Here is a 460-nt window from a genome sequence, read left to right on the forward strand (position 1 = left end):
GAGTACAAGGCCACGCGCTCGCCCATGCCCGACGACCTGCGCAGCCAGATCGCGCCCATCCATGAGGTGGTGGACCTGCTGGGCTGGAAGGTGGTGGCCGTGCCCGGCGTGGAGGCTGACGACGTGATCGCCACCTTGGCCCACGTGGCGGCCGCACAGGGCATTGAGGTCATCGTGTCCAGCGGCGACAAGGATTTGAGCCAGCTGGTCAATGAGCACATCACCATCATCGACACCATGAGCGGCAAGCGCCGCGACGTGGCAGGCGTGACAGCAGAGTTTGGCGTGCCACCCACGCTGATGGTGGACTACCAGGCGCTGGTGGGCGACACCGTGGACAACGTGCCCGGCGTTGCCAAGGTGGGCCCCAAGACGGCCGCCAAGTGGCTGGAAGAGTACGGCTCGCTCGACAACCTGATTGCCAACGCCGACGCCATCAAAGGCGTGGCAGGCAACAACC

At 65.7% G+C, this 460-nt stretch carries 1 protein-coding gene; it reads left to right on the forward strand.

Annotation, left to right across the window (positions count from 1 at the left end; genetic code table 11):
• A partial coding sequence (locus GPA27_RS28375) for a 5'-3' exonuclease (RefSeq protein ID WP_272501154.1) occupies positions 1 to 460 on the forward strand: 460 nt, incomplete at both ends.

Origin of the sequence: Aromatoleum toluolicum (assembly GCF_012911005.2) — a bacterium.
In the GTDB taxonomy this organism is placed as follows: Bacteria; Pseudomonadota; Gammaproteobacteria; order Burkholderiales; family Rhodocyclaceae; genus Aromatoleum; species Aromatoleum toluolicum.